The organism is Microbulbifer sp. SAOS-129_SWC, from assembly GCF_039696035.1.
Lineage (GTDB): Bacteria > Pseudomonadota > Gammaproteobacteria > Pseudomonadales > Cellvibrionaceae > Microbulbifer.
In genome coordinates this window covers 3,095,447-3,114,802 of record NZ_CP155567.1, presented here as the reverse complement: position 1 = coordinate 3,114,802, position 19,356 = coordinate 3,095,447, and the positions used below count along the sequence as shown (strand labels likewise).

Below are 19,356 nucleotides of genomic sequence, written 5' to 3'. Positions count from 1 at the left end.
TCGGTCAAATAACCATTTGAAAACAGAGCCGCAACGGATGTATCCGTTGCGGCTTTTTTATGGATAGCCGATATGTACGATTTTTATACTTTCAGGTTTTCCATGGATGCGTGTTACAAACCAGCTAATAGAGATTCTTCGTCAAGAGTCAAAAGCGATTGGCGAGCGGGCGGAAGGAGCGATTTTTTCGCCAGGTATGTGTTCTTAATACGCGGGATGTAAAGGGTATAAACCGCCCTTTAGACACGACCGGGCGAGAGTATTAGCGCCTGTGCCCGTCATCCACGCTTCGGTTTCACCCGGGTAAAGTAGATTGTGATAGACCCGAGAGCGCAGATTGCAGAAAACAGCAGGAAAAAGGCACTTAACCCGTAAACGTTAAAAAAATTTTTGACCTTTGGTTCTAAACCAGCCCCCACCAGGATAACGTTTACATGGTCCCCGACGAAATAGGTCTGGGGCCTTGTCGAAAGCCTGGACATAAAGCGCTTGGTCTGTTTTCCGGGTGACCTGTACTCAATGATGGGGGTATGCACACCGCTGGCCCCGCTAACACTCTTTACCACGATACCATCTACAATGGGATTCTGGGTGACCTGCCTGTAAGAGTAGGAGAATGCAACCAGAAATAATGTGAGCGCAACTAAGGTCATGGCCAGGGCGATAGCCAAATGGGTTTTTGGGCTGGGGCTCCAGCCCCACTTCCAGAACCGCCGTAATGCAAACATTGGAAATCCTTATTGTTGTTCAGTTTTCGATAGTGATGTTGAGCCATCGCTGCGGACGAATGGTTGCGGGCCTACCTGTGCGTACCCGTAGCTCCTGGCCTATGGCCGGGAATCGTTTCTGTTTGCCTATTCTCCATGATGGGTGGCTTGCCTGAGCACCGCTGCCAGACGGTCAAGGTTTTGCTCGTTGGCGGATCCTGCCCTCTGTTTTACCGCTTGCGCCGTTTGGGCATCATCAAAAACCTGCTCCCAGGTCAAGTGGGTTCCCTCGCCGTCAGGAGTAAGCTCAATAGTGAGCGTGAAGTTTGGTGGGCAATCGTGATGGATGACAATTCTGGAATCAGGCACCAGTTCTTCAAAGACGCTTTCATTGGCATAGTCATTGCCGTCAGGCCCGTGCATCACGAACTTCCAGCGGCCGCCTGCAGTAAACTCGAAAACTTCAAATGTGTTGGAGAATCCTGCTGGCCCCCACCAGGATGCCAATAAGTCGGCCGATGCAAATGCGCCATATATCTCCCTGGATGAGAATGGCAGGGTTCGTGAAGTGCGCAGTGTTCTATCTTCAGTCATGACCGTAGCCCCGGTGTCCGTGAGTTAAGCGCCGCATACTGTCTATTAAAGTGGTTGACTAGCAGGGCGCGGCGGCTGTCTATTAAAGCGGGTGCGCTTCATTTATCTTACAATTTTGAACTCATCACCCCAGTATTTCTGGAGAACAGTAAGTCAGATAGATTCTGGCTGATTTTTTCCGGATCAGAAAACTGGTAATTACTCAAAACCACAACACAAGACTCCGAGTTGGGGAATCTGCGCATAAAGGCTTTAAAGCCGCTTATGGTGCCGCTGTGGAATACCTGTCCTTCTTTGGTATCCACGCCAAATCCGTAGTTACCGAAATAGGGCGTCTCCATTTTCTTCAATGAGGCCCTGGATATCACCGCGCCCGAGCGCAGAGCCTGATCCCATTTGAACAAATCATAGACCGTAGAATACAGGGCCCCGGCAGAATAGGGCGTGTCCATCTCAAAATGGATCGCATTGACCAGCGTGTCGCCATCTTTCGAGTAGCCGGAGGCGCGCTTGCTGAGAATGGTGCGGGGGTGATCATAGCCGGTATCCTGCATGCCGGCTTTCTTCAGGATCAGGTCTTCAAGCAGGTCTTCGTAGCGCCTGCCAGTGACTTGTTCCGCGATATAGCCCGCCAGCACAAAGCCTGAATTGCTGTATTCGAACTGCGTGCCCGGCTCGAAGCTCAGCTTCTTGTCCGCAAAGCGGGCGACCGTCTGTTCGACGGTACTGGGCAGGCGCTCGTAGTGCAGATTGTCTTTGAAGGCGACAAAGTTGGGGATACCCGATGTATGGCTCAATAAATGCGCAATCTTGATCTTGTTCCATGCTTTGGGCGCATTGGGCAGATACTGTGAAATGTAGTCATCGGTGCTGAGCTTGCCCTGTTCCTCGAGCGCCAGTATCAGTGCGGCAGTAAACTGCTTGGTCAGCGAGCCGATGCGGAATTTGGTGTCGGGCGTATTGGGGATATCATATTCCCGATTGGCGTAGCCATAGCTCCTGGCCATCTGGATCTCGCCATTTTGGGCCAGCAGGACAGATCCGCTAAAGTTGCCCTCGTCGACCAGGTGTTTTAAATAGCGGTCTGCCTGGGTCTGCCAGTCGATACCTTGGGCTGCGTTATCCTGTGCCGCTACATCCATATTGGCCAGTAGAAGTAATATAAATAAAAGTAGCGAGGGAATTTTTCGGATATTTATTTTCATTTTTTCTCCGGATATAAAGGAACGTTACTCTCTAGACGTATTTCTTGGCTTGATATGATGCCAAAATGCTGGTCCGAGTGCATTATTCACGGTATCGCAACTTCCGGTACTGCGGCTGCGACAGGATCAATTCTTCTTGTTTCTCCGGGTATCCCTGACCAGGTAGGACTTGCCCTGCCCGCGCTTCAATTCGAACAGGTCGACGGCCCGGAACAGGCTGCTCAGGTTTTTGAAGCCGTAGTTGCGGCAGTCGAATGACGTCCTGTTGGAGATATTGGAGCCGACCGCGCCGAGTTCGGCCCAGCCGTCATCGTCCTCAGTGGCCTCGATGGCCTGCCGCAGCAGGGTGATAAGTTTGGCATCGGACTTGATGTTCTTGCGTTTTTCACCGCTCTTCTCCTTCTCCACCTCGGACTGGTCAAGGAAGAGGAACTTGGAGCAGGCATTCACGAAGGGCATGGGTGTCTTGCGCTCGCCAAAGCCGAGTACCACCTTGCCCTCTGCCAGGGCCCTGGTCACCATCGGGGTGAAGTCACAGTCCGATGATATGAAGCACATTACGTCAATGTCCTTGGTGTACATCACATCCATTGCATCAATCACCAAGGCGATATCGGAGGCATTCTTGCCCTTGGTCAGGTCGTATTGCTGCACTGGCTGAATGGCGTGCTCGTGCAGTAGCTCCTCCCAGCTCCTGAGAGTCGGTGACTTCCAGTTGCCATAAGCTTTGCGAATGGTAACCACCCCGTATTTGGCCACCTCGCTCAGGACATCCTCGAACTTGCCCGCCGGGGCATTATCGGCATCGATAAAGAGTGCAATCTTCTGTTTTATTTCATCCATCTTGCATCCCTGGGTTTAGCGGATAGATGGCCGGGCTTAGATAAAAGTTCTGATCATGATCCATTTGACTGGTTCGATGCCAAAATGTTGATCTGTGGCTTATCAGTCAACGGCCTGCTTGTGCGTGGAGTCTACATCAAAATCCACCCGGCGCGCGCGCCAGTAGCGGCTCTTCCAGTAGTAATCCGTCATCTGGGAAATGGTGACACCTTTGGACGCGGAAGCGTGCAGAAACTTGCCATCCTCAAGGTAAATCCCCACATGTCGGCCGCGACGGTCGGTTTTGAAAAAGACCAGGTCTCCCGGGCGCAGCTGACTGCGTTTGATGGCCTTTCCGGCGCTTGCCTGGTATTTGGTGGTGCGGGGAAGCTGGATACCCATATCGTCGCGGTAGATCAGATAGACCAGTGCTGAACAGTCGACACCGCGCTTGCTCATGCCACCGTATCGATACGGGATACCCTTCCACGCCCGATACTGCTTGTACAGGCTCGCCTTGAGCAACTCAGAAGGGGAGGGTGACGGCTGGGAGCGGGGGGCTTGCTGGTCGTGGGAGGGCTGATTGGCGTGTGTGGGATCTTGTGAGGCGCGGGCAGTATCATCGGGCGAATGTTGATACGGCGCCATGCTACACCCGGCCAATGTGGTGATCGCGAATAGAGAGGGCAATAGACGGTGGAGTAACAGTCTTCTTTTCATCGGTGACATCAGGGCGATCACGGCAGACACCGCCCGCGACAGGCGGCTGAATCGGGTGTTAGCACAATAGTACCCGCTCAAGCTGAATGTGCGCTGAACTCCGGATTTGGCTAAAAAATGATCTATCCGATGGTATTGCGCGACGAGAAGTGGATTTGAGGCTGATGCTGGTGCGCACAGGCGCTCAACACTTCAGAAGAACTTGTCCTGGCGCGCGACTGGCAGATGGCCTGCACCGCAGACAGCTGTGGCTAAGGCGGGCGATATGCTGCTGTTGCGATGTGTGCCGATGGATTGGGCAGGGTGCTATCCGCCGAGTGGAAATTGATTACTGCCGGTATTCCAGCAGGATTTCGTTTCTGCGCAAAAAAGGCAGCGTCCACGGCGGGTTATAGCGCGCCAGCTCCGGTTCTCCGACCACCTCCAGGCCTTTCTCCTTCAGCCAGGCCCTGAGGTCCGCCGTCTTTTGCGCGACCTTGTTGGCGCCGGTAAGCCCGGAGAAACGGATAACCGCATAACGGGTTTCCGGGATTTGGCGCAGCGTTACTGCGGCGTTATTGGGGTGTGGCAGGGTCTCCAACGTGTAGTGGCTGGGCATTACAAACGAAACCTGCCAGCGCCCGCCGCTCTCCTTCATGCTGACCGGCGCCGTCATGCTGATCTTCTCCGAGTGCGGCTCTATGCCGACCGGCGCGGTCATCTGGATTTTTTGGCTGCCGCCCCCGCCCGCAGTGTTATTGCCAAAAATATAGTTGGCCAGCAATCGAAACCCCCGGCTTGACGCCTCGTCCATCGACCCGGCCACGACCACTTCCGCGACGATTCTGGGCCGGTAGGTACGCAGCTCAAAAGGAGCGGATTGCTCGGTCACTGAGTATTGCGGTTCTTCAATCGCCATCGCATAACCCGCCAGAATTGTCAGTAAAAACCCCAGGATGCGTCTAGGCATTAGAATGTTCAACCGTGTTACGCCAGATAATTCTTTCAAGAGTATAGAGGTTGGCAAGTACGCGGTATTTTAGTGGCTTGACCGCGTTCAAATATCGCTTGGAAGTGATTATATACAAATGAGGCAGATCAAAGTTTTGGCATAGTTTTCCACTGGGTGTTCAATGCCAAAATGTTGATCTTATCCCTTCTATTGAAAAGGGCGACCTGTATTCACAGACGTAATCCCGTTTCTTCTGGTATTTCCGGGGTTTTCTTTACAGTATTTAGGCGAGTACTGAGATCAGGTCTCCACCAATATTTACATTTGATGTCAGATAAGATTCAAGCATAGAGAGACCCATAAGGGGGCTTGGTATAGGTCGTCCTATAACGGGATTTACTAAACTTACAAGCCGCTTCCACTCTTTATTTCTGCCTCTGGACTGTAGTATTTTATAGCGGCAATTGCCTCGTCGAAATACTCTTTTTTAATATCCAGGTTGACGAAATTTCCATTTTCCTCAAGTAGTCCAAGCTGAACTCCATCCGTAGAGTTAATAAAGCGTTGATCAAGCGCCCAGGGGCTTACTATGGCGATAGTTTTAATTTTCCTGAGATCTATTTTGAATTCTTCCATGGTATGGTCGTAGCTGATGTTTACGCCGACACCTGATGCGCTATATGCGGAACCGCTTGTCTTGATCCCGTTCACATGTTCCTCGTAGTCTGCGTAAACTACTACTCCATCTTCGAATTTTATTATTTTGGGGTCTGATTGAAACGGGCTTCCATTTGAAGCAAAAAGTCCAGATTGCTCATCGTTCCTTGATATTATTTGTTCTATGATTTTATTCGCTTTAGTATCAGAAAGCTGCTGTAAAATTTTAGCTTGATCCTCGCTTACAGGTAATCTTGATGCACAAGCCTGAAGGGCAATTAAAATAATAAATAGTGCTATTTTTCTCATTGTTTCATCCTTTTTGAGAATATTACGCTCGCTGAGGAGCGGAGGTTCAGGGATCCTGCTTGATTTGTTATGACTACTTATTTTCTGGGTCCACCTGATAAGCGCCGGGTTCATTGATAGATATCCCAGTGGAAATCATGTAACCAAAAATCAATAAAGATAAGAATATTACGGCCAAATTAACTTCTGCGCCAGAACTGACGTATTTAGAGACGTAGCTCCTGTTGTTTTTAGGTGCGGAAGCGGTAGCAATAGCTAATGGTAGCAGCACATTTAGTGCTAGACCGGCCAGAAAAAAGTATGAGAGGTAATGCTCATAGTAGTAGGGAATCCATGACTCTAGAACACCGAAAGTGTAAGGAAATATGCGAAGAGTACAACGAGCAACGTGACAGCATAAGTCAACATCTTTTTCAATTTAAATCCCAGCAGCTGTATTCGAGGAATAACGATTCAGCTAACGGACAGGCAAAAGCGTAGCTCTTCACTGTCCAGTGAGCGTAGTGATCGATATTTGAGCGCATTGTTACGCTGCGGTGCCCGGTTGAAAATAAGTTGCTACCAATAGCCACAAGCCAAGAGTGGCAAGGAAGTTAATTGTAAAAATTAAACCGCGGAGGCGTACATTTGTTGTGCATATTTGTACGTAAGTATGCGCTATGCGCCCCAAAACGAAAGCCCAAGCTAGCCAGATTGCGTTTGATGTTAGAGATTGTTGCTGTATCAACAACAAGCATGCTGCATAAAAAAATACGGGCCATTCGAATTGGTTGGACAAATTGGCGCTGATACGTGGCTCTACTGTTTTCCAGGGATTGGTTCCGTCTGGGTTTTTCCCTATGCCCCAGATTTTAGGCGCGCGTGCGATGGTTAAAAGTACGTAAAGGAATGACGTGAGTGCAATATGCGCCGTCATTGGCAATATCAGTGGATGCAATTTTTGTGGCCCTCCATGACACGTTTGTTTAGTTGCCTAACGCCAAGCTTTGGGGCGGCAGGAGCGGAGCGTAAGCCGTCCCAGCCGCGATAGCGGCGACAACAGCGCCTTGTTAACTAATTTCTCGGACTTCAATGGTGCCATCGGTTAGAAACTCTTCTTTGGTTTTCTTCTCTATAACCCTCGAGTCACCACCACACGAGATACATGAATATATGGGTTCTGGTGCCTTGTAGAGCTTGCGAAATTCTTGAAAGGAAAGGCCTGGATCAACCGGGTGCTCAATATAGCGGACAGGAACCGACTTGAACCCCTCGCCAACTCTTTCTTCTAACTCTGAGACGGACTCTTCAGGCATTTGCTCAGTAAGAAGCACACGGTTTCCAGATGCTGTAAGAGCAATACAACCGACAGTAACCATGTCCGTATCCGCCACAAAGATGAAAACGGGAAAGGTTGTATGGCAGCTTCCGCACTGAGAGATTACTATTTTACCTTCCTGGTACATCGCACCTATATTCAGTTAACGCCGCGTACACGGGCGCGAGTTTACGAGCGTTCCACCGCCGTTTTTTGGCGGTGTAGTGCTACGCTTTGTTACGTTTTTGAGACTTTCCCACATTCTTTGCACTTTATACCATCCCGAACTGGAAAAAGTGGAAATTGTATGCCAATAAAAACCAAGAACGCCCAGCGACGCCCAAGTTGATAAAACTCTGTGTCCTCGCTTCCGCAAAACGGACACGCGTTTTGATCTACTCCTTGATCCTCTACCAAAGCCTCTTCGCGGTTCTCATTAAGAACTTTAAGCGCAGCTTCCGCATACAGCCCAGGAACCTGAAGTTTTACCCCACCAAGAGCATAGGAGTAGAGCCACTGCATATTGATTGTATGCTCATCTGCTATGAAAGCAGGTATGCACTCGGAGTCTAGACGAGACTTAGCAATATGCGCTTCATAGGGCAAGCTGTAGCTGGAAATATTAACGAGCATATGTCCCTAGTAAACGTAACGCCCACAGCAGGGGCGGCCGAAGCGTAGCGTAGGCCGTCCCGCAGTGGACCCGCCAGGGGCCGGCGCAAACTGCCTGTGATTGTTATGTGTTTCTTGCCTATATCCCACTGTTCATTACCAGGTAGATTATTGCCGCCATTGCAAGGTTTAGAGTTGCCGACACTTGCAGGTAATGAAAATGCCGCTTGGCGCCATTGAACCAGCTTACCACCCCAAAGAAGACTAATGATATGGGAAGCATGACCACGACAGCGACTAGAATTAAGTGCCCCATATCTCGGCTCAAGTGGACTACCCCAAATAGACCCGAAGCCAAATAGAAAGCGAATGTCGCTACTAGCGTGATGAAAAATACATCACTTATTTTTTCCGCATATCCCTTCATTAGTTCTTACACATAACGTTCTAATAACCGGCAGCCGAAGCACAGCGAAGGCTGTCTGGCGCGCGTCGTTCGCGCGCGAAGTTCATTAGCTTGTTATGTTGCGTCTATTAATTTACTTGCAACAAGCTTTAGAACTTTTTCATTTCTACAAAAATTAACCGGGTCATCTGGAATGTTTTCAAATTTTATTATGCTACTTTCAATGGAAAAGTTTAACCCATAACAAGAGTCGATGAAACTTACAAGTTCGCCTGTTTTTAAATTGATTATGACTGATTGCGTACAAGGAGATCCACATCCCCATTCTACGATTTCATAATCATGAAAAAAATTTGGCTTATAGGTGATTCGATCTATTATGGAAAGATTTTCCCATTCAATATTTTTAAGTTCTTTAGTTGCCTCTGATGTTAGCTCAGCACTATTAACAGAAATTGCGAAAAATAAAAAAAATAAAGGAAAGTATGACTTCACTACACGTTTTCTCCTAGCAACATTACGTTGTAATAACCGGCGGCCGAAGCGCAGCCTAGGCCGTCCGGCGCGCGCCCTACGCGCGCGAAGTTTACTACCTTGTTAGTTGCTACCATAGCTTGTCGTGGAGATAAAGCTGAAGATACCTAAGATGACGCCCCCAGTGGCTTATATAGCCATTTCTGAAGTGCCAAAGCGCATCATCAGCTGACGTATTCTCGAAATACCATAAAACGTTCTGGAGGTCACCGGCTATGTCCACAAGATCATCAATGGAATCACCAACAAGAACTTCGCGGTTTCGGATAATAAGTGCAATTGGTAAGAGAGAGGCCAGCTGGTAGAGTCGGCGCTTCTCCCCGCCAAGAGAAAAGCACTGATGAGCTACAACCAGCTGACCGAGAACGAACGATACCAGATTTATAGTCTGAAGAAAGCCGGGCACTCGCAAATAGAGATTGCCGAACTTCTGGAAAGGCATCCCTCTACGATCTGTCGAGAGCTGCGTCGCAACAAAGGGCTACGAGGGTACCGGCCCGGGCAAGCTCAAAAGCTGTCGAATGTTAGACGGTATGGGGCCCACAAGGCTCGGAAGGTGACGGACGAGGTACGTGATCAGATTGAAACGCTGCTCCGGCAGGAGTTAAGCCCGCAGCAGGTAGCAGATTATCTGAAACGGTGTACGGGTATTTCCTTACATCATGAGACAATTTATCAGCTGATCTATGCCGACAAGGCTCATGGCGGCGATTTGTATACGCATCTGCGAGTAGCGTCAAAGCCCTACCGCAAGCGTTACGGCAGCAACGATCAACGCGGCAAGATCAAGAACAGAGTGAGTATTGATGAACGCCCTGAGGTTGTTGACCTGGGTAACCGAATTGGCGACTGGGAAGGCGATACAGTCATCGGCAAAGGCCGCAAAGGTGCGCTATTGACCCTGGTAGAGCGCAAATCGCTGTATACGGTCATTGTGTTGCTGACGGGCAAGAGAGCCGACTTGCTCGCCGCTGCAGCGGTTGCGCATATGGTACACCTTAAGGAGAAAGTCAAAACAATCACGTTCGACAATGGCCTTGAGTTTGCCGGTCATGAAGAGATCGCGAAAGGACTGGAGGCGGATATTTACTTTGCCCATCCCTATGCATCATGGGAGCGTGGAATCAATGAAAATACCAATGGTCTTATTCGGCAATATTTCCCGAAGGGAACGGACTTCAGTACGGTATCGGATGAGCAGGTTCAGTTTGTCATGGACCGCCTGAACAGCAGACCAAGAGCGACCAGGGGTGGACGATCGCCAAATGAGCTATTTATGGGGCGGCGGGACGATTTGCTCGCTGCATGAAGAAATTGCAGTTATTACTTGAAACCGCGCTTTAGTACTTTCTATATTTTCAGAAATATCTTCTACTACATTGTAATAGCCGAGCTCAGGAAACCGCTTCTCTACGGTAGCTCTAGATTCTGCATAATTTCTATCCGGTGCATCAGGATAATCAGTTTCATCAAACTCGTAATTTACGTGATTTATAGAGTAGGTCAGCTTGTCTAGGTGAGTTGCAAGCTCACTCAGATCTGAAACAGTCGTCTTTCCTAACAAGACGTAATCTACAAACTCTTTTATTGTTCTTTGAGCTTCGATCATTTTTTCAACTAACGTCCAGCTTTGGGGCGGCCTTGGAACCGCGAAGCGGAGGAATGGCCGTCCCAGCGCCACAGGCGCGACAACAGCCGCTTGTTAGCAGGCAGTACTAAATTCTCAACTGCACCTCGTTTCTTTTAGATTTGTCTTTTGGCCATAGAATGAAATTATTGCTATCCGAAAAATACTCACCAAGATGGTTTTTACTTGTGAGGCCAACGCGATCCAATTCTTTTTTAGAGTAAATAAAGTTGATGATGAAACCAACATCTGTATTAAAGTTTTTCTGAATTATTATTTTATAAGTGGCTTGAGCCAAATCCTCCTTATTCATTGATGGCAGGCTTGGGCAAACGACATAGATAACGTTATCTACGCTATCTACTCGAACAACATCATCACAGCTATTCGCAACAGCTGATAGCGATACCAATGACATTGAGATTGCAGTTATTAATTTCATAAGGCCTTCTAACGCCACAATCAGCCGCGGCTTAATTTGTGTGTTTTTTACTCAAAAATGGGAGCGCAGCGACCGTGCAAAATGTGCACAAAGTAAGACGTCGGCTGCATTGCATTGTTAGGCATACCAGGCAATTTATTTTGATATTGTCTTATAACCTAAATAGGTAAGTCCAGCTACTACGACCCACTTGATAAGCGGAGAATCAATGTGAATAACACCAAAACGACCTACCAAATCACCGCTTACTGATAGGATAAGCGCCATTACTAAAAATACGGTGCCGACAACTACTAGTTGAAGCTCGATATTGGAATCTGATTCTAATTTTCTTTGCTTTCTCTCTTTTGCTTTAAGTTTTGAAAGTGAAGCAGGTTCTTTGAGTATTGCTTCAATTTCCTTTACGCGATCTGGCCATTTTTCGCGATCAATCGAATCGAGAGCCTCGCGTAACTCTCTGAGGGAGTAATTTTTATAATTTGGCTTAATGACCATACTTCCTAAGACTGCCTAACGCCCGGCTTTGGGGTGGACTTGGGGCTGCCTAGCAGCGGAAAGGCCGTCCCTGCCCCGAAGGGGCGATAACAGCCGCTTGTCAGGCTTTACTGTATATTAACCAATCCAAAGGTTTGCTTGTCATCTGCAAAAAATGAGTAACCAATAGTCTGAGCATCAATCCAGAATGGAGCATATGGATAGGCCTCCTTAATTTCAGCAATGGGTTTAATTATTAAACCACTTTCTCCAAGCTGAACAGTACTTAAACCTTCGGAGTCATTAAAGACGCCCTTTTCTGCATCTATCGAGAAATCGAATGAAGTCTCACCGGCATCCACAATTCTGGCAGAATGTATCTTTTTGCCGGAATCTATGTCTATGACATCAAGAATTGCAATAGCTGCTGCACGCTCAGGATCTTGGTATGCAAATACTGCTTTGTCGTTGGTGATTAATCCATAGCCATATATAGAACTATTTTCCGGTGTTCGAAAAATCTCTTTATATCTATCACCAGAATAAACCATGAAATAAATATTTTGAACATCAATGATTCTCTCCCTTATTTCCTGAGAGCATACGGGAAATGATAGCAGCATTATTATTGATATTATTTTAATACGCATAGTTTTCTGTAGCCTAACGCCGCCAGCAGCGGCAGCTTACCTTGTGCGCGTTTTGCGCGAAAATGGAAGCGCAGCGACCCTCGCAAAACGTGCACAAGGTAAGCTGTCCCGCGAAGGGCCGAAGGCCCGGAGCCTTACTGCCTGGCATTGTTATACGTTTGCTCACAACTGTGCCAGAACTACTTGACATAAAGCCGTAAGATTATTATTGAAATCTTGCTCTGTGCCTTCGGGAACAATTGGCTCGAGCATTACCCAAGTATTGTCACCTTGCCAAGACTCAACGGAGCCAAAACCTTCCTCACCATCCCACTGAATCATGAAACGCTTTTCGCCTGAAGCGTAAATGCAATGCATAGAGCCACAATAGCCTATCTCTGTGTCAGGCTTATCTTCTGAGTAGCCCGACTCTAAGAGCAGGCCTGCAATATTACTTTTTATCTTGTGATATTCGTGCATTCTGATTTACGTATAACGCCCGGCTTTGGGGTGGACTTGGAGCTGCGAAGCAGCGGAAAGGCCGTCCCAGCGCCGAAGGCGCGACAACAGCCGCTTGTTAGCGTGTGGGTCGCCACATTGACCAGCCGGCAACGAAAAGCACCAACCCATTGAAGATTAAATATACGATTTTACCCGAATAGTCTACGATATGAACCCATTCCATATTTCTATATTCAGTAATAACAAAAGCTTTCTGTGGGTCTACCCAAAAAAACAAACTGAACAATAAAGATGTAAAAATTATTGTATATGCCTTCATCTTGGGGAAAATAACGGGCATAAATCCTGCGATCCAATATACGAAAAGCGTAAGTATATAGACCACCAAGTGACTGCGGGCAGAAAAAATTACGCTAGATATGATTGCGAAAAATGTACTCATTCCGATGAAGAGCCTTACCCCGCTATATTCAGAGAGGCCGCCATCATCAGTTGTAAACTTATATCCGTATCTTTTCATGCTTAAACGCTAACGCCCGCATTTGGGGCCGTAGTGAAGCGCAGCGGAACGGGGTCCCAGCCCCGCAATGGGCGACAACATGCGCTTGTTAAATGGTTCCAGACTCTCAGGTTCATGATGGATTCCATTTATTACTTTCGTATTCATAAGCCCACCAATCGGCTTCTTGGGGACCTATCTCTTTTAGTATCTCAATTCGAAGATAGCTTTCATCAGGCATATACTTCTTTGCCGCCTCCTTTGCTTCTTCGAATGTCGAATGGAAGGTGACCAAATCACCCGCATAGAGCTTGTAGAAATCTATATTCATGCTTGCCATTTAACGCCCGCAGCTGCGGACGACTTGTAGCGACGAAGGAGCGAAAAGGCGTTCCGACAGCCTGCGCTTGTTAAGTGTTTTTAGCTCGATGTCCATTCGCTGCTCGCTGAAATATGATTTGGAAGAGTAGAAACGATTTCGTCTGGGCCTTCAATATCCCAACCCATGACACAACAACCACATGCATTTTGTTCGGATACAAAGCTCAATACGTTCCGATTAGCTTCAAACCATCTTTCCACTAGTTCTACCTCGCCCGGATTATCGATTAATGCGCAAATAGTTGCTTTCATAGTTTGGACACTTAACGCCGCCAGCAGGGGCTTTTATGAAGCGCAGCGGAATAAAAGTCCTTGGCCACGTTTTTTGTGGCCACCTGGCTGGCTTTGTTATGAGTTTTTTTCATAGGCATGTTCCAGCACTGGAAACAGAATAGCTAGATATTTTTTCATTTGAATCTACATCTATAGCTAGATAAATATTCCACTTAGAACATACCAGCCCATCACCTTCAATTGATTCGAGAATAATTCCTTTTTTATGTGGAAAAGAATCTAACTGCACGCCATTTTTATTTTGCCAATCAAAAAGTTCTTTTCTGGTTTTTCCAATAGGCTGAAACTGCTCAAGCTTAGTTCGCCACTCATGTTCTTTCTCAACAACAGCGTCATTAGAAGAGCAACCAAAAAGGACCAAAAGAATAGTTGGTAGAACTATCCAGTTTGAAATATTAGTCATACTCTTTTGTACTCATAACGTCCGTAGCGCGGGTAAATTTGCAGCGCAGCGGAAAATTTATCCCAGTGCCTACGCTTGTTAATTTTTTGCGGTCCCAGAGCTAGCATCTCCGCCGCCATTGTTATCAATATAAGTTTTCATGTAGTAGTCGGTGCTTGGCATGAGTATAGTATCAACCATTGCATCTAATGTTTTATAAGGGTCTGACCCTTTTAAGAATGCTGATTTTTCTTTAAGCTCATTTTGAATCATATTGTGGGTCTCTATATTCTGGACAAGGAATTTTTCTCCCCACTCATACATTTTCTCTTGATCTCCGCGCCTAGACATCGACAACATGAGGGCAAGCATGTTCGCTTGCTCCGCAGATCGACCAGATATGGCAAAAACAGCAGCCACATCAACTCCCTTCTTTACACCTTGATACTGCCCCAAAAAGTAGCTGCCAAGCACTGCTGAGAATACGAAAGCGGTGACAACAATTTTTTTATACATTGCGTATTACTACCTAAAATTAACGCCCGCAGCAGGGGCGACCAATGCTATGCACATTTTGTGCGAAAATGGGAGCGTAGCGACCCGCACAAAATGTGCATAGCGTTGGGCGTCCCGCGGAGGCCCGAAGGGCCGTAGCATACTGCCTGCGATTGTTATGTGTTTTCATATCCACAGCAGCATGGCTCCAAGAATTATTACAACCGTGGCCAACCCATAAATGTAAAAATACATTGAACTTAGCGGTTGATCTGAAATTTCTACCGAACTTAATGAGTCCCTATAGCCGTAGTTTAATGAAAAAAATATAAAGGCAAACCCAAAAATTGCTCGAACAGTATGCCCGCGCTCTCCGAAAATTACGTCATTTATTGCCACAAATTTGCCGCCCAAAAAATCCTCAGCAACAAGAAGAATTGACCAGGTGTTTACCAACATCAGCAGCGCAACCACACCCACAGCGTATATCCTAGCAACAAAGGGTAACTCGCCCTTCAAAAGCTGTTTTTGCACCAAAGATTTTAGAATTTTTTCCAAAATATCTACTTTCACCTGGTAACTCGAACACATAACGCCGTGCTCAGGGACGGCTTACTCTATGCGCATTTTGCGCGAAAATAGGCGCGCAGCGACTGCGCAAAAGGTGCACAGAGTAAGACGTCCCCTGCAGCACCTTGTTACGTGGTTGCGGCACGGACTATGACTCTCGCACATGATTCCGGGGCCGTTTGAGCAATGAAATGCCCGCCTTCCACAGATTCGATACTTAACTGGGGATAAATATTACCCAAAACTTTGATTGCATCATATGCAACCAAGCGATCATTTGTTGGCCGGATATACGCAGCTATTGTTGACTGTTGATCTTTTGGCTCATCAAGTTCAGCCATGTTCAATAAACGCTGCTTTAAGGCTCTTGGACCAACTTGTGCAATAGCATGGCGAACATGCTCAATTAGAGCTCTATTACCACGGCCATCGAAACATAGAATTTTCATAAGCCAATTTGGAAATAGATTAGGCTTAAGAAGATACTTCGGCAGGACCGCAGCAAGCTTTGCGAGTCTTCCAGGGCAAGAAACAAAGCTAGCTATAAAAACTACCTTTGAAACTCTGCGGCCAAGGATATTGCATAATTCATACGCAATTCTTCCGGAATATGATTCAGCGACTACCACAACGCTTGATAATCCAATTTTTTCGGCAATCTGCTCAGCTTGCTCTCGGTAGCTCACACCCTGTATTTCATTGAGGCAAATAACTTCTCGGTCTATCTCACTTGGGATATTCAGAATTAGCTCACTGAAAAGCAATCCCGTCCCATCCATTCCTGGTAGAAATACAATTTTCAATGTTTAGCTACCATCACGTAACGCCCGCAACAGGGGCGACCAATGCTATGCACATTTTGTGCGAAACTGGGAGCGCAGCGACCCGCACAAAATGTGCATAGCGTTGGGCGTCCCGCGGAGGCCCGCAGGGCCGGAGCATACTGCTTGCGTTTGTTAAGCCAGCCAGAGCTCATACAGGCACCATGCTCCATAAATAATTAATGGCAATACGAACAACCCATAAAGCACAACAGCTGCAGGAGATGTAAACAACGTAGCCAACACTATGCCTGCGCCTAACAATACCACTGGCACTCCCACCAGCGTTGAAACTGCCTTTTCCAGCACACCAATTTCAGACAGTGGCGTTTCTTTGTAAAGAAGCCTCCAAAGCTGTAATAGAGCTAAGCAGGGTACAAAAAGCAAAAATCCCGTTTGGTACGGATTTGGTCCTAGGTCAAATTTTCCTTCACTAAAAACAACCAACCCCAGAGCGATTGTCAGATAGAGCACCCAGACTGTACCAGGAACTATAGATACCAACCCAATTATTCTGCTTTTCTTGGTCATATTGGCTTAACGCCGCGCTCAGCCGCGGCCAATTTTGGGCGCTTTATGTGCAAAAATGGGAGCGCAGCGACCGCGCATAAAGTGCACAAAGTTGGCCGTCGGCCTGTAGCGCTTTGTTAGGCATATATAGCACTTTACTTTGATATTACCTTATAGCCTGCACAGGCCAGCGCAACTACCAGAACCCACTTGATAAGCGGAGAATCAATGTGAGTAGCACCATAACGGCTTACCAAATATCCACTTACCGATAAGATTAATGCCATTAACATAAATATCATGCCAGAACCTACTCGTTCCAGCTCAGCTCTGGAATTTGATTCCTCTTTTCTTTGTCTGCGCTCTTTAGCCTCAAGTTTTGACAGCAAAGCTGGCTCTTTGAGTATTGCTTCAATTTCTTTTACGCGATCTGGCCATTTTTCACGATCAATCGAATCGAGAGCCTCGCGCAACTCTCTAAGAGAGTAATTCTTATAATTTGGCTTAATGACCGTACTTCCTAGTAGTGCCTAACGTTGCCAGCAGGGGCGGCCGGAGCGTTTGGCGTGCGAAGCGCGCCGCGTAGGCCGTCCAGCCGAGCCCCGAAGGGGCTGGGCGTGCCTGCCTGGCCTAGTTATAGCATGCGCGCTCTGCACGACTTACCTCCACTTTGCCCGCCACGGATTGGCGGGCCACCGCCCGATATAAACAAGGAAAGAATACCTTGCTTCCCCCAACCAATTTTTCTCTTAGTGGCAAACCACAATGCTGCATTGGGATTGCCGATACCTAGAACCTGAGCGAAGGCACTAGGAGCGAAACTTCCGAGCTTGGAATTCTCTGCGTAGCTACCGGTTGACCGCTACCAAACCACTCGAAAATTTCTTAAACCACGGGCCACTTTTAAACGGTGAATCCGCCTCTATAACGCCTTTGTAATGGGCCGAGCGTCAGCGAGGTCCAGCCGAAGGCGGCATTGACAAACTTGTTATGTGAATTTCGATAGCTAGACACGCTTTACTTCTACCTTTTCATTCGTTCCTTCAACCTCAAGATAGTACCTGCCTCCCTCGTTTATTACTTTTGCTCGGGGCATATACGCATAGTGATAATGGTACTTATATTCGTTTTGCTTCCACGTTTTTCCTGCATAAAATTCAAATACAGTTTCTCTATTTTTGAATCCTTTAAAAGAGCCTTTGAGTTGACCCTCTTCGACAATACTCATATTTTCTCCATATTCACATAACGCCCGGCGCAGCAGGCAAATTGGAGCGACGCAGGAGCGGAAATTTGGTCTGCCTGCCGCCGCTTGTTATGTGGCATTGCTATGGCCCGATTTTTCTCCATTCTTTATGACTGCTCGCAAGAAGTCGATCACAAGAACCAACACTAAAGCCACTAGTGCACCAGCGAACTCTGCGTTTATTGGGACAACCTCTTCCTTCCCGAGCAAAAACCGAACCAATCCAGTTAAAACCACTGCACAAATCAGGGCATAGATAAGACGCAGTAAATGCTTCACCAATATCCGTCCGCAACCGCCCGCTTTAACGCCATCGATCAGATCAATCATCCGCCCTTTCTCACTAACACATAACGTTGCCAGCAGGGGCGGCCGGAGCGTTTGGCGTGCGAAGCGCGCCGCGTAGGCCGTCCAGCCGAGCCCCGAAGGGGCTGGGCGTGCCTGCCTGGCCTAGTTATAGCAGGCGCGCTCTGCACGACCTACCTCCACTTTGCCCGCCACGGATTGGCGGGCCACCGCCCGATATAAACGAGGAAAGAATACCTTGCTTCCCCCAACCAATTTTTCTCTTAGTGGCAAACCACAATACTGCATTGGAATTGCCGATACCTAGAACCTGAGCGAAGGCACTAGGAGCGAAACTTCCGAGCTTGGAATTCTCTGCGTAGCTACCGGTTGACCGCTACCAAACCACTCGAAAATTTCTTAAACCACGGGCCACTTTTAAACGGTGAACCCGCCTCTATAACGCCCGCAGCACGCGTGGCTTTGTAGTGAAGGCGAAGCCGTAACGAAAAAACCATCGCTGTGACTGCGCTTGTTAAAGAGTGCCATAGACACCCTCCATTATGTCTCTATCGTAATCAAGCAAGTAGCTGTTGAACCGGTCAAACAGATTTTGCATCAACTTGGCATCAGTTGAGTAGATATCCATTCCTCGATCATCATAAGGATGGACAAGTATTTGACTTTCTAAATTAACAAGGTGGACTTTGCCAACAATTCTAGGACGAATTCCAAGATCCTGGGCTAATGCGCCCCAAAGTAAACTCTTCGCAGTCGAGCTAGAGATCTTGAAAAGTAAGAAGTGCCTAAAATAGTCGCTATCATCCTCATCAACTTCACACCAATTCTCGTTTAGTTTTGGAATTTTTATGCCACATCCAGCAATCTCACGAAAAACACTTAGCGAAGACAAGTATGTCCTAGCCCCATAGAAGCTCCAGCAAGCATATAAATCGTTGTCCTCACTAAGCACGTCAGAAAGTATTGCTTCTGCCTTTCTCCAAGCGGTAGTAAACATTTCTATAGCTGATCCAGATACAGAGAGTTCAAACCTTAATGCCTTTTCGTACTGATAAAAAAGAGCATGGTCGAAGGCATGGTTTCCAAAGACTCTTTCTATGTTCTTGCGATATTCCATAGCGCTCTTTAACAGTTTATTAATAAGACGCGTCTTGTTATCTACTTGTCGTCTATCCAAAGAGCCCACGTCATTAAATATCTCAGTAAACCTTTATATTCAATGCCTTACAACTCTATGGTGGTCTCTGCCGCCGGGCGAAACGCGACGCATCTCATTATCAGGTTGTCGTCAGTGTCGCTTGATCTTTTTGGAAACCCTTTTGAAATCAATCACTTGGGTTTCTTTGGTCGGTGTATAGACGATGCGTCTCGTGATCTGGGAGGTTTTCCGTATTTTTGTGCAAAAAAAAGCGGGCATAACGCCC

At 47.4% G+C, this 19,356-nt stretch carries 27 protein-coding genes; 1 reads left to right on the top strand and 26 read right to left on the bottom strand.

Annotated elements, in window-relative coordinates; translation table 11 throughout:
• Positions 1 to 278 precede the first annotated feature (278 nt).
• The 10 genes from ABDK11_RS13560 to ABDK11_RS13515 form a co-directional block, all read right to left on the bottom strand.
• Entirely contained in the window at positions 279 to 728 is a 450-nt protein-coding gene (locus tag ABDK11_RS13560; protein WP_346837047.1) for a hypothetical protein, read from the bottom strand.
• Positions 729 to 854: 126 nt separating this feature from the next.
• A complete protein-coding gene (locus ABDK11_RS13555; RefSeq protein WP_346837046.1) occupies positions 855 to 1,301 on the bottom strand; it encodes an SRPBCC domain-containing protein in 447 nt (148 codons plus the stop codon).
• Between the two features lie 107 nt (positions 1,302 to 1,408).
• A complete protein-coding gene (locus ABDK11_RS13550) occupies positions 1,409 to 2,506 on the bottom strand; it encodes a serine hydrolase domain-containing protein (protein ID WP_346837045.1) in 1,098 nt (365 codons plus the stop codon).
• 126 nt (positions 2,507 to 2,632) lie between these two features.
• Positions 2,633 to 3,349 (bottom strand): NYN domain-containing protein, encoded by a 717-nt coding sequence (locus ABDK11_RS13545; protein ID WP_346837044.1) that lies wholly within the window; start codon positions 3,347 to 3,349, stop codon positions 2,633 to 2,635.
• A 102-nt stretch (positions 3,350 to 3,451) separates the two neighbouring features.
• Positions 3,452 to 3,976, bottom strand: coding sequence for an NlpC/P60 family protein (locus tag ABDK11_RS13540; RefSeq protein WP_346840203.1), 525 nt, complete (start codon positions 3,974 to 3,976; stop codon positions 3,452 to 3,454).
• Positions 3,977 to 4,376: 400 nt separating this feature from the next.
• The gene (locus tag ABDK11_RS13535; RefSeq protein ID WP_346837043.1) at positions 4,377 to 4,997 is read right to left on the bottom strand and encodes a heme-binding protein; all 621 of its coding nucleotides are present in this window, start codon (positions 4,995 to 4,997) and stop codon (positions 4,377 to 4,379) included.
• A 387-nt stretch (positions 4,998 to 5,384) separates the two neighbouring features.
• On the bottom strand, positions 5,385 to 6,059 hold the full coding sequence (locus ABDK11_RS13530; RefSeq protein ID WP_346837042.1) for a hypothetical protein: 675 nt from the start codon (positions 6,057 to 6,059) through the stop codon (positions 5,385 to 5,387).
• Between the two features lie 935 nt (positions 6,060 to 6,994).
• Positions 6,995 to 7,303, bottom strand: a complete 309-nt coding sequence (locus ABDK11_RS13525) for a hypothetical protein (RefSeq protein ID WP_346837041.1) — start codon at positions 7,301 to 7,303, stop codon at positions 6,995 to 6,997.
• Positions 7,304 to 7,479: 176 nt separating this feature from the next.
• A complete protein-coding gene (locus tag ABDK11_RS13520) occupies positions 7,480 to 7,764 on the bottom strand; it encodes a hypothetical protein (RefSeq protein WP_346837040.1) in 285 nt (94 codons plus the stop codon).
• A 610-nt stretch (positions 7,765 to 8,374) separates the two neighbouring features.
• A complete protein-coding gene (locus ABDK11_RS13515) occupies positions 8,375 to 8,755 on the bottom strand; it encodes a hypothetical protein (RefSeq protein WP_346837039.1) in 381 nt (126 codons plus the stop codon).
• Positions 8,756 to 9,134: 379 nt separating this feature from the next.
• On the opposite strand from ABDK11_RS13515, the gene ABDK11_RS13510 reads away from it, so the two are divergent.
• Positions 9,135 to 10,103 (top strand): IS30 family transposase, encoded by a 969-nt coding sequence (locus ABDK11_RS13510; protein ID WP_346836609.1) that lies wholly within the window; start codon positions 9,135 to 9,137, stop codon positions 10,101 to 10,103.
• Here ABDK11_RS13510 and ABDK11_RS13505 read toward each other — a convergent pair.
• The 16 genes from ABDK11_RS13505 to ABDK11_RS13430 all read right to left on the bottom strand — a co-directional run bounded on the left by ABDK11_RS13505 (position 10,065) and on the right by ABDK11_RS13430 (position 19,049).
• Positions 10,065 to 10,403 carry a hypothetical protein gene (locus ABDK11_RS13505; RefSeq protein ID WP_346837038.1) on the bottom strand — a complete coding sequence of 113 codons (339 nt, stop codon included), beginning with the start codon at positions 10,401 to 10,403 and terminating at the stop codon, positions 10,065 to 10,067. The genes ABDK11_RS13510 and ABDK11_RS13505 overlap by 39 nt on opposite strands.
• Before the next feature lie 106 nt (positions 10,404 to 10,509).
• Entirely contained in the window at positions 10,510 to 10,863 is a 354-nt protein-coding gene (locus ABDK11_RS13500) for a hypothetical protein (protein WP_346837037.1), read from the bottom strand.
• A gap of 135 nt (positions 10,864 to 10,998) precedes the next feature.
• Positions 10,999 to 11,358: a hypothetical protein gene (locus ABDK11_RS13495; RefSeq protein ID WP_346837036.1), complete on the bottom strand. Its 360-nt coding sequence runs from the start codon at positions 11,356 to 11,358 to the stop codon at positions 10,999 to 11,001.
• 107 nt (positions 11,359 to 11,465) lie between these two features.
• A complete protein-coding gene (locus ABDK11_RS13490; RefSeq protein ID WP_346837035.1) occupies positions 11,466 to 11,987 on the bottom strand; it encodes a hypothetical protein in 522 nt (173 codons plus the stop codon).
• 162 nt (positions 11,988 to 12,149) lie between these two features.
• On the bottom strand, positions 12,150 to 12,446 hold the full coding sequence (locus ABDK11_RS13485) for a hypothetical protein (RefSeq protein ID WP_346837034.1): 297 nt from the start codon (positions 12,444 to 12,446) through the stop codon (positions 12,150 to 12,152).
• Positions 12,447 to 13,060: 614 nt separating this feature from the next.
• Complete coding sequence (locus ABDK11_RS13480) at positions 13,061 to 13,267, bottom strand: hypothetical protein (protein WP_346837033.1); 207 nt, start codon at positions 13,265 to 13,267, stop codon at positions 13,061 to 13,063.
• Between the two features lie 80 nt (positions 13,268 to 13,347).
• Entirely contained in the window at positions 13,348 to 13,560 is a 213-nt protein-coding gene (locus ABDK11_RS13475) for a hypothetical protein (RefSeq protein ID WP_346837032.1), read from the bottom strand.
• 109 nt (positions 13,561 to 13,669) lie between these two features.
• Positions 13,670 to 14,005: a hypothetical protein gene (locus tag ABDK11_RS13470; protein ID WP_346837031.1), complete on the bottom strand. Its 336-nt coding sequence runs from the start codon at positions 14,003 to 14,005 to the stop codon at positions 13,670 to 13,672.
• Positions 14,006 to 14,083: 78 nt separating this feature from the next.
• Positions 14,084 to 14,500 (bottom strand): hypothetical protein, encoded by a 417-nt coding sequence (locus tag ABDK11_RS13465; RefSeq protein WP_346837030.1) that lies wholly within the window; start codon positions 14,498 to 14,500, stop codon positions 14,084 to 14,086.
• A 165-nt stretch (positions 14,501 to 14,665) separates the two neighbouring features.
• Complete coding sequence (locus ABDK11_RS13460; RefSeq protein WP_346837029.1) at positions 14,666 to 15,052, bottom strand: hypothetical protein; 387 nt, start codon at positions 15,050 to 15,052, stop codon at positions 14,666 to 14,668.
• A 125-nt stretch (positions 15,053 to 15,177) separates the two neighbouring features.
• A complete protein-coding gene (locus ABDK11_RS13455) occupies positions 15,178 to 15,852 on the bottom strand; it encodes an alpha/beta hydrolase (RefSeq protein WP_346837028.1) in 675 nt (224 codons plus the stop codon).
• A 153-nt stretch (positions 15,853 to 16,005) separates the two neighbouring features.
• Positions 16,006 to 16,401, bottom strand: a complete 396-nt coding sequence (locus ABDK11_RS13450) for a hypothetical protein (protein WP_346837027.1) — start codon at positions 16,399 to 16,401, stop codon at positions 16,006 to 16,008.
• A gap of 134 nt (positions 16,402 to 16,535) precedes the next feature.
• Positions 16,536 to 16,853, bottom strand: a complete 318-nt coding sequence (locus ABDK11_RS13445; RefSeq protein ID WP_346837026.1) for a hypothetical protein — start codon at positions 16,851 to 16,853, stop codon at positions 16,536 to 16,538.
• Between the two features lie 533 nt (positions 16,854 to 17,386).
• Complete coding sequence (locus tag ABDK11_RS13440) at positions 17,387 to 17,608, bottom strand: hypothetical protein (protein ID WP_346837025.1); 222 nt, start codon at positions 17,606 to 17,608, stop codon at positions 17,387 to 17,389.
• An 87-nt stretch (positions 17,609 to 17,695) separates the two neighbouring features.
• The gene (locus ABDK11_RS13435; protein WP_346837024.1) at positions 17,696 to 17,956 is read right to left on the bottom strand and encodes a hypothetical protein; all 261 of its coding nucleotides are present in this window, start codon (positions 17,954 to 17,956) and stop codon (positions 17,696 to 17,698) included.
• A 490-nt stretch (positions 17,957 to 18,446) separates the two neighbouring features.
• Positions 18,447 to 19,049 (bottom strand): DUF3885 domain-containing protein, encoded by a 603-nt coding sequence (locus tag ABDK11_RS13430; protein ID WP_346837023.1) that lies wholly within the window; start codon positions 19,047 to 19,049, stop codon positions 18,447 to 18,449.
• Positions 19,050 to 19,356: the final 307 nt, after the last annotated feature.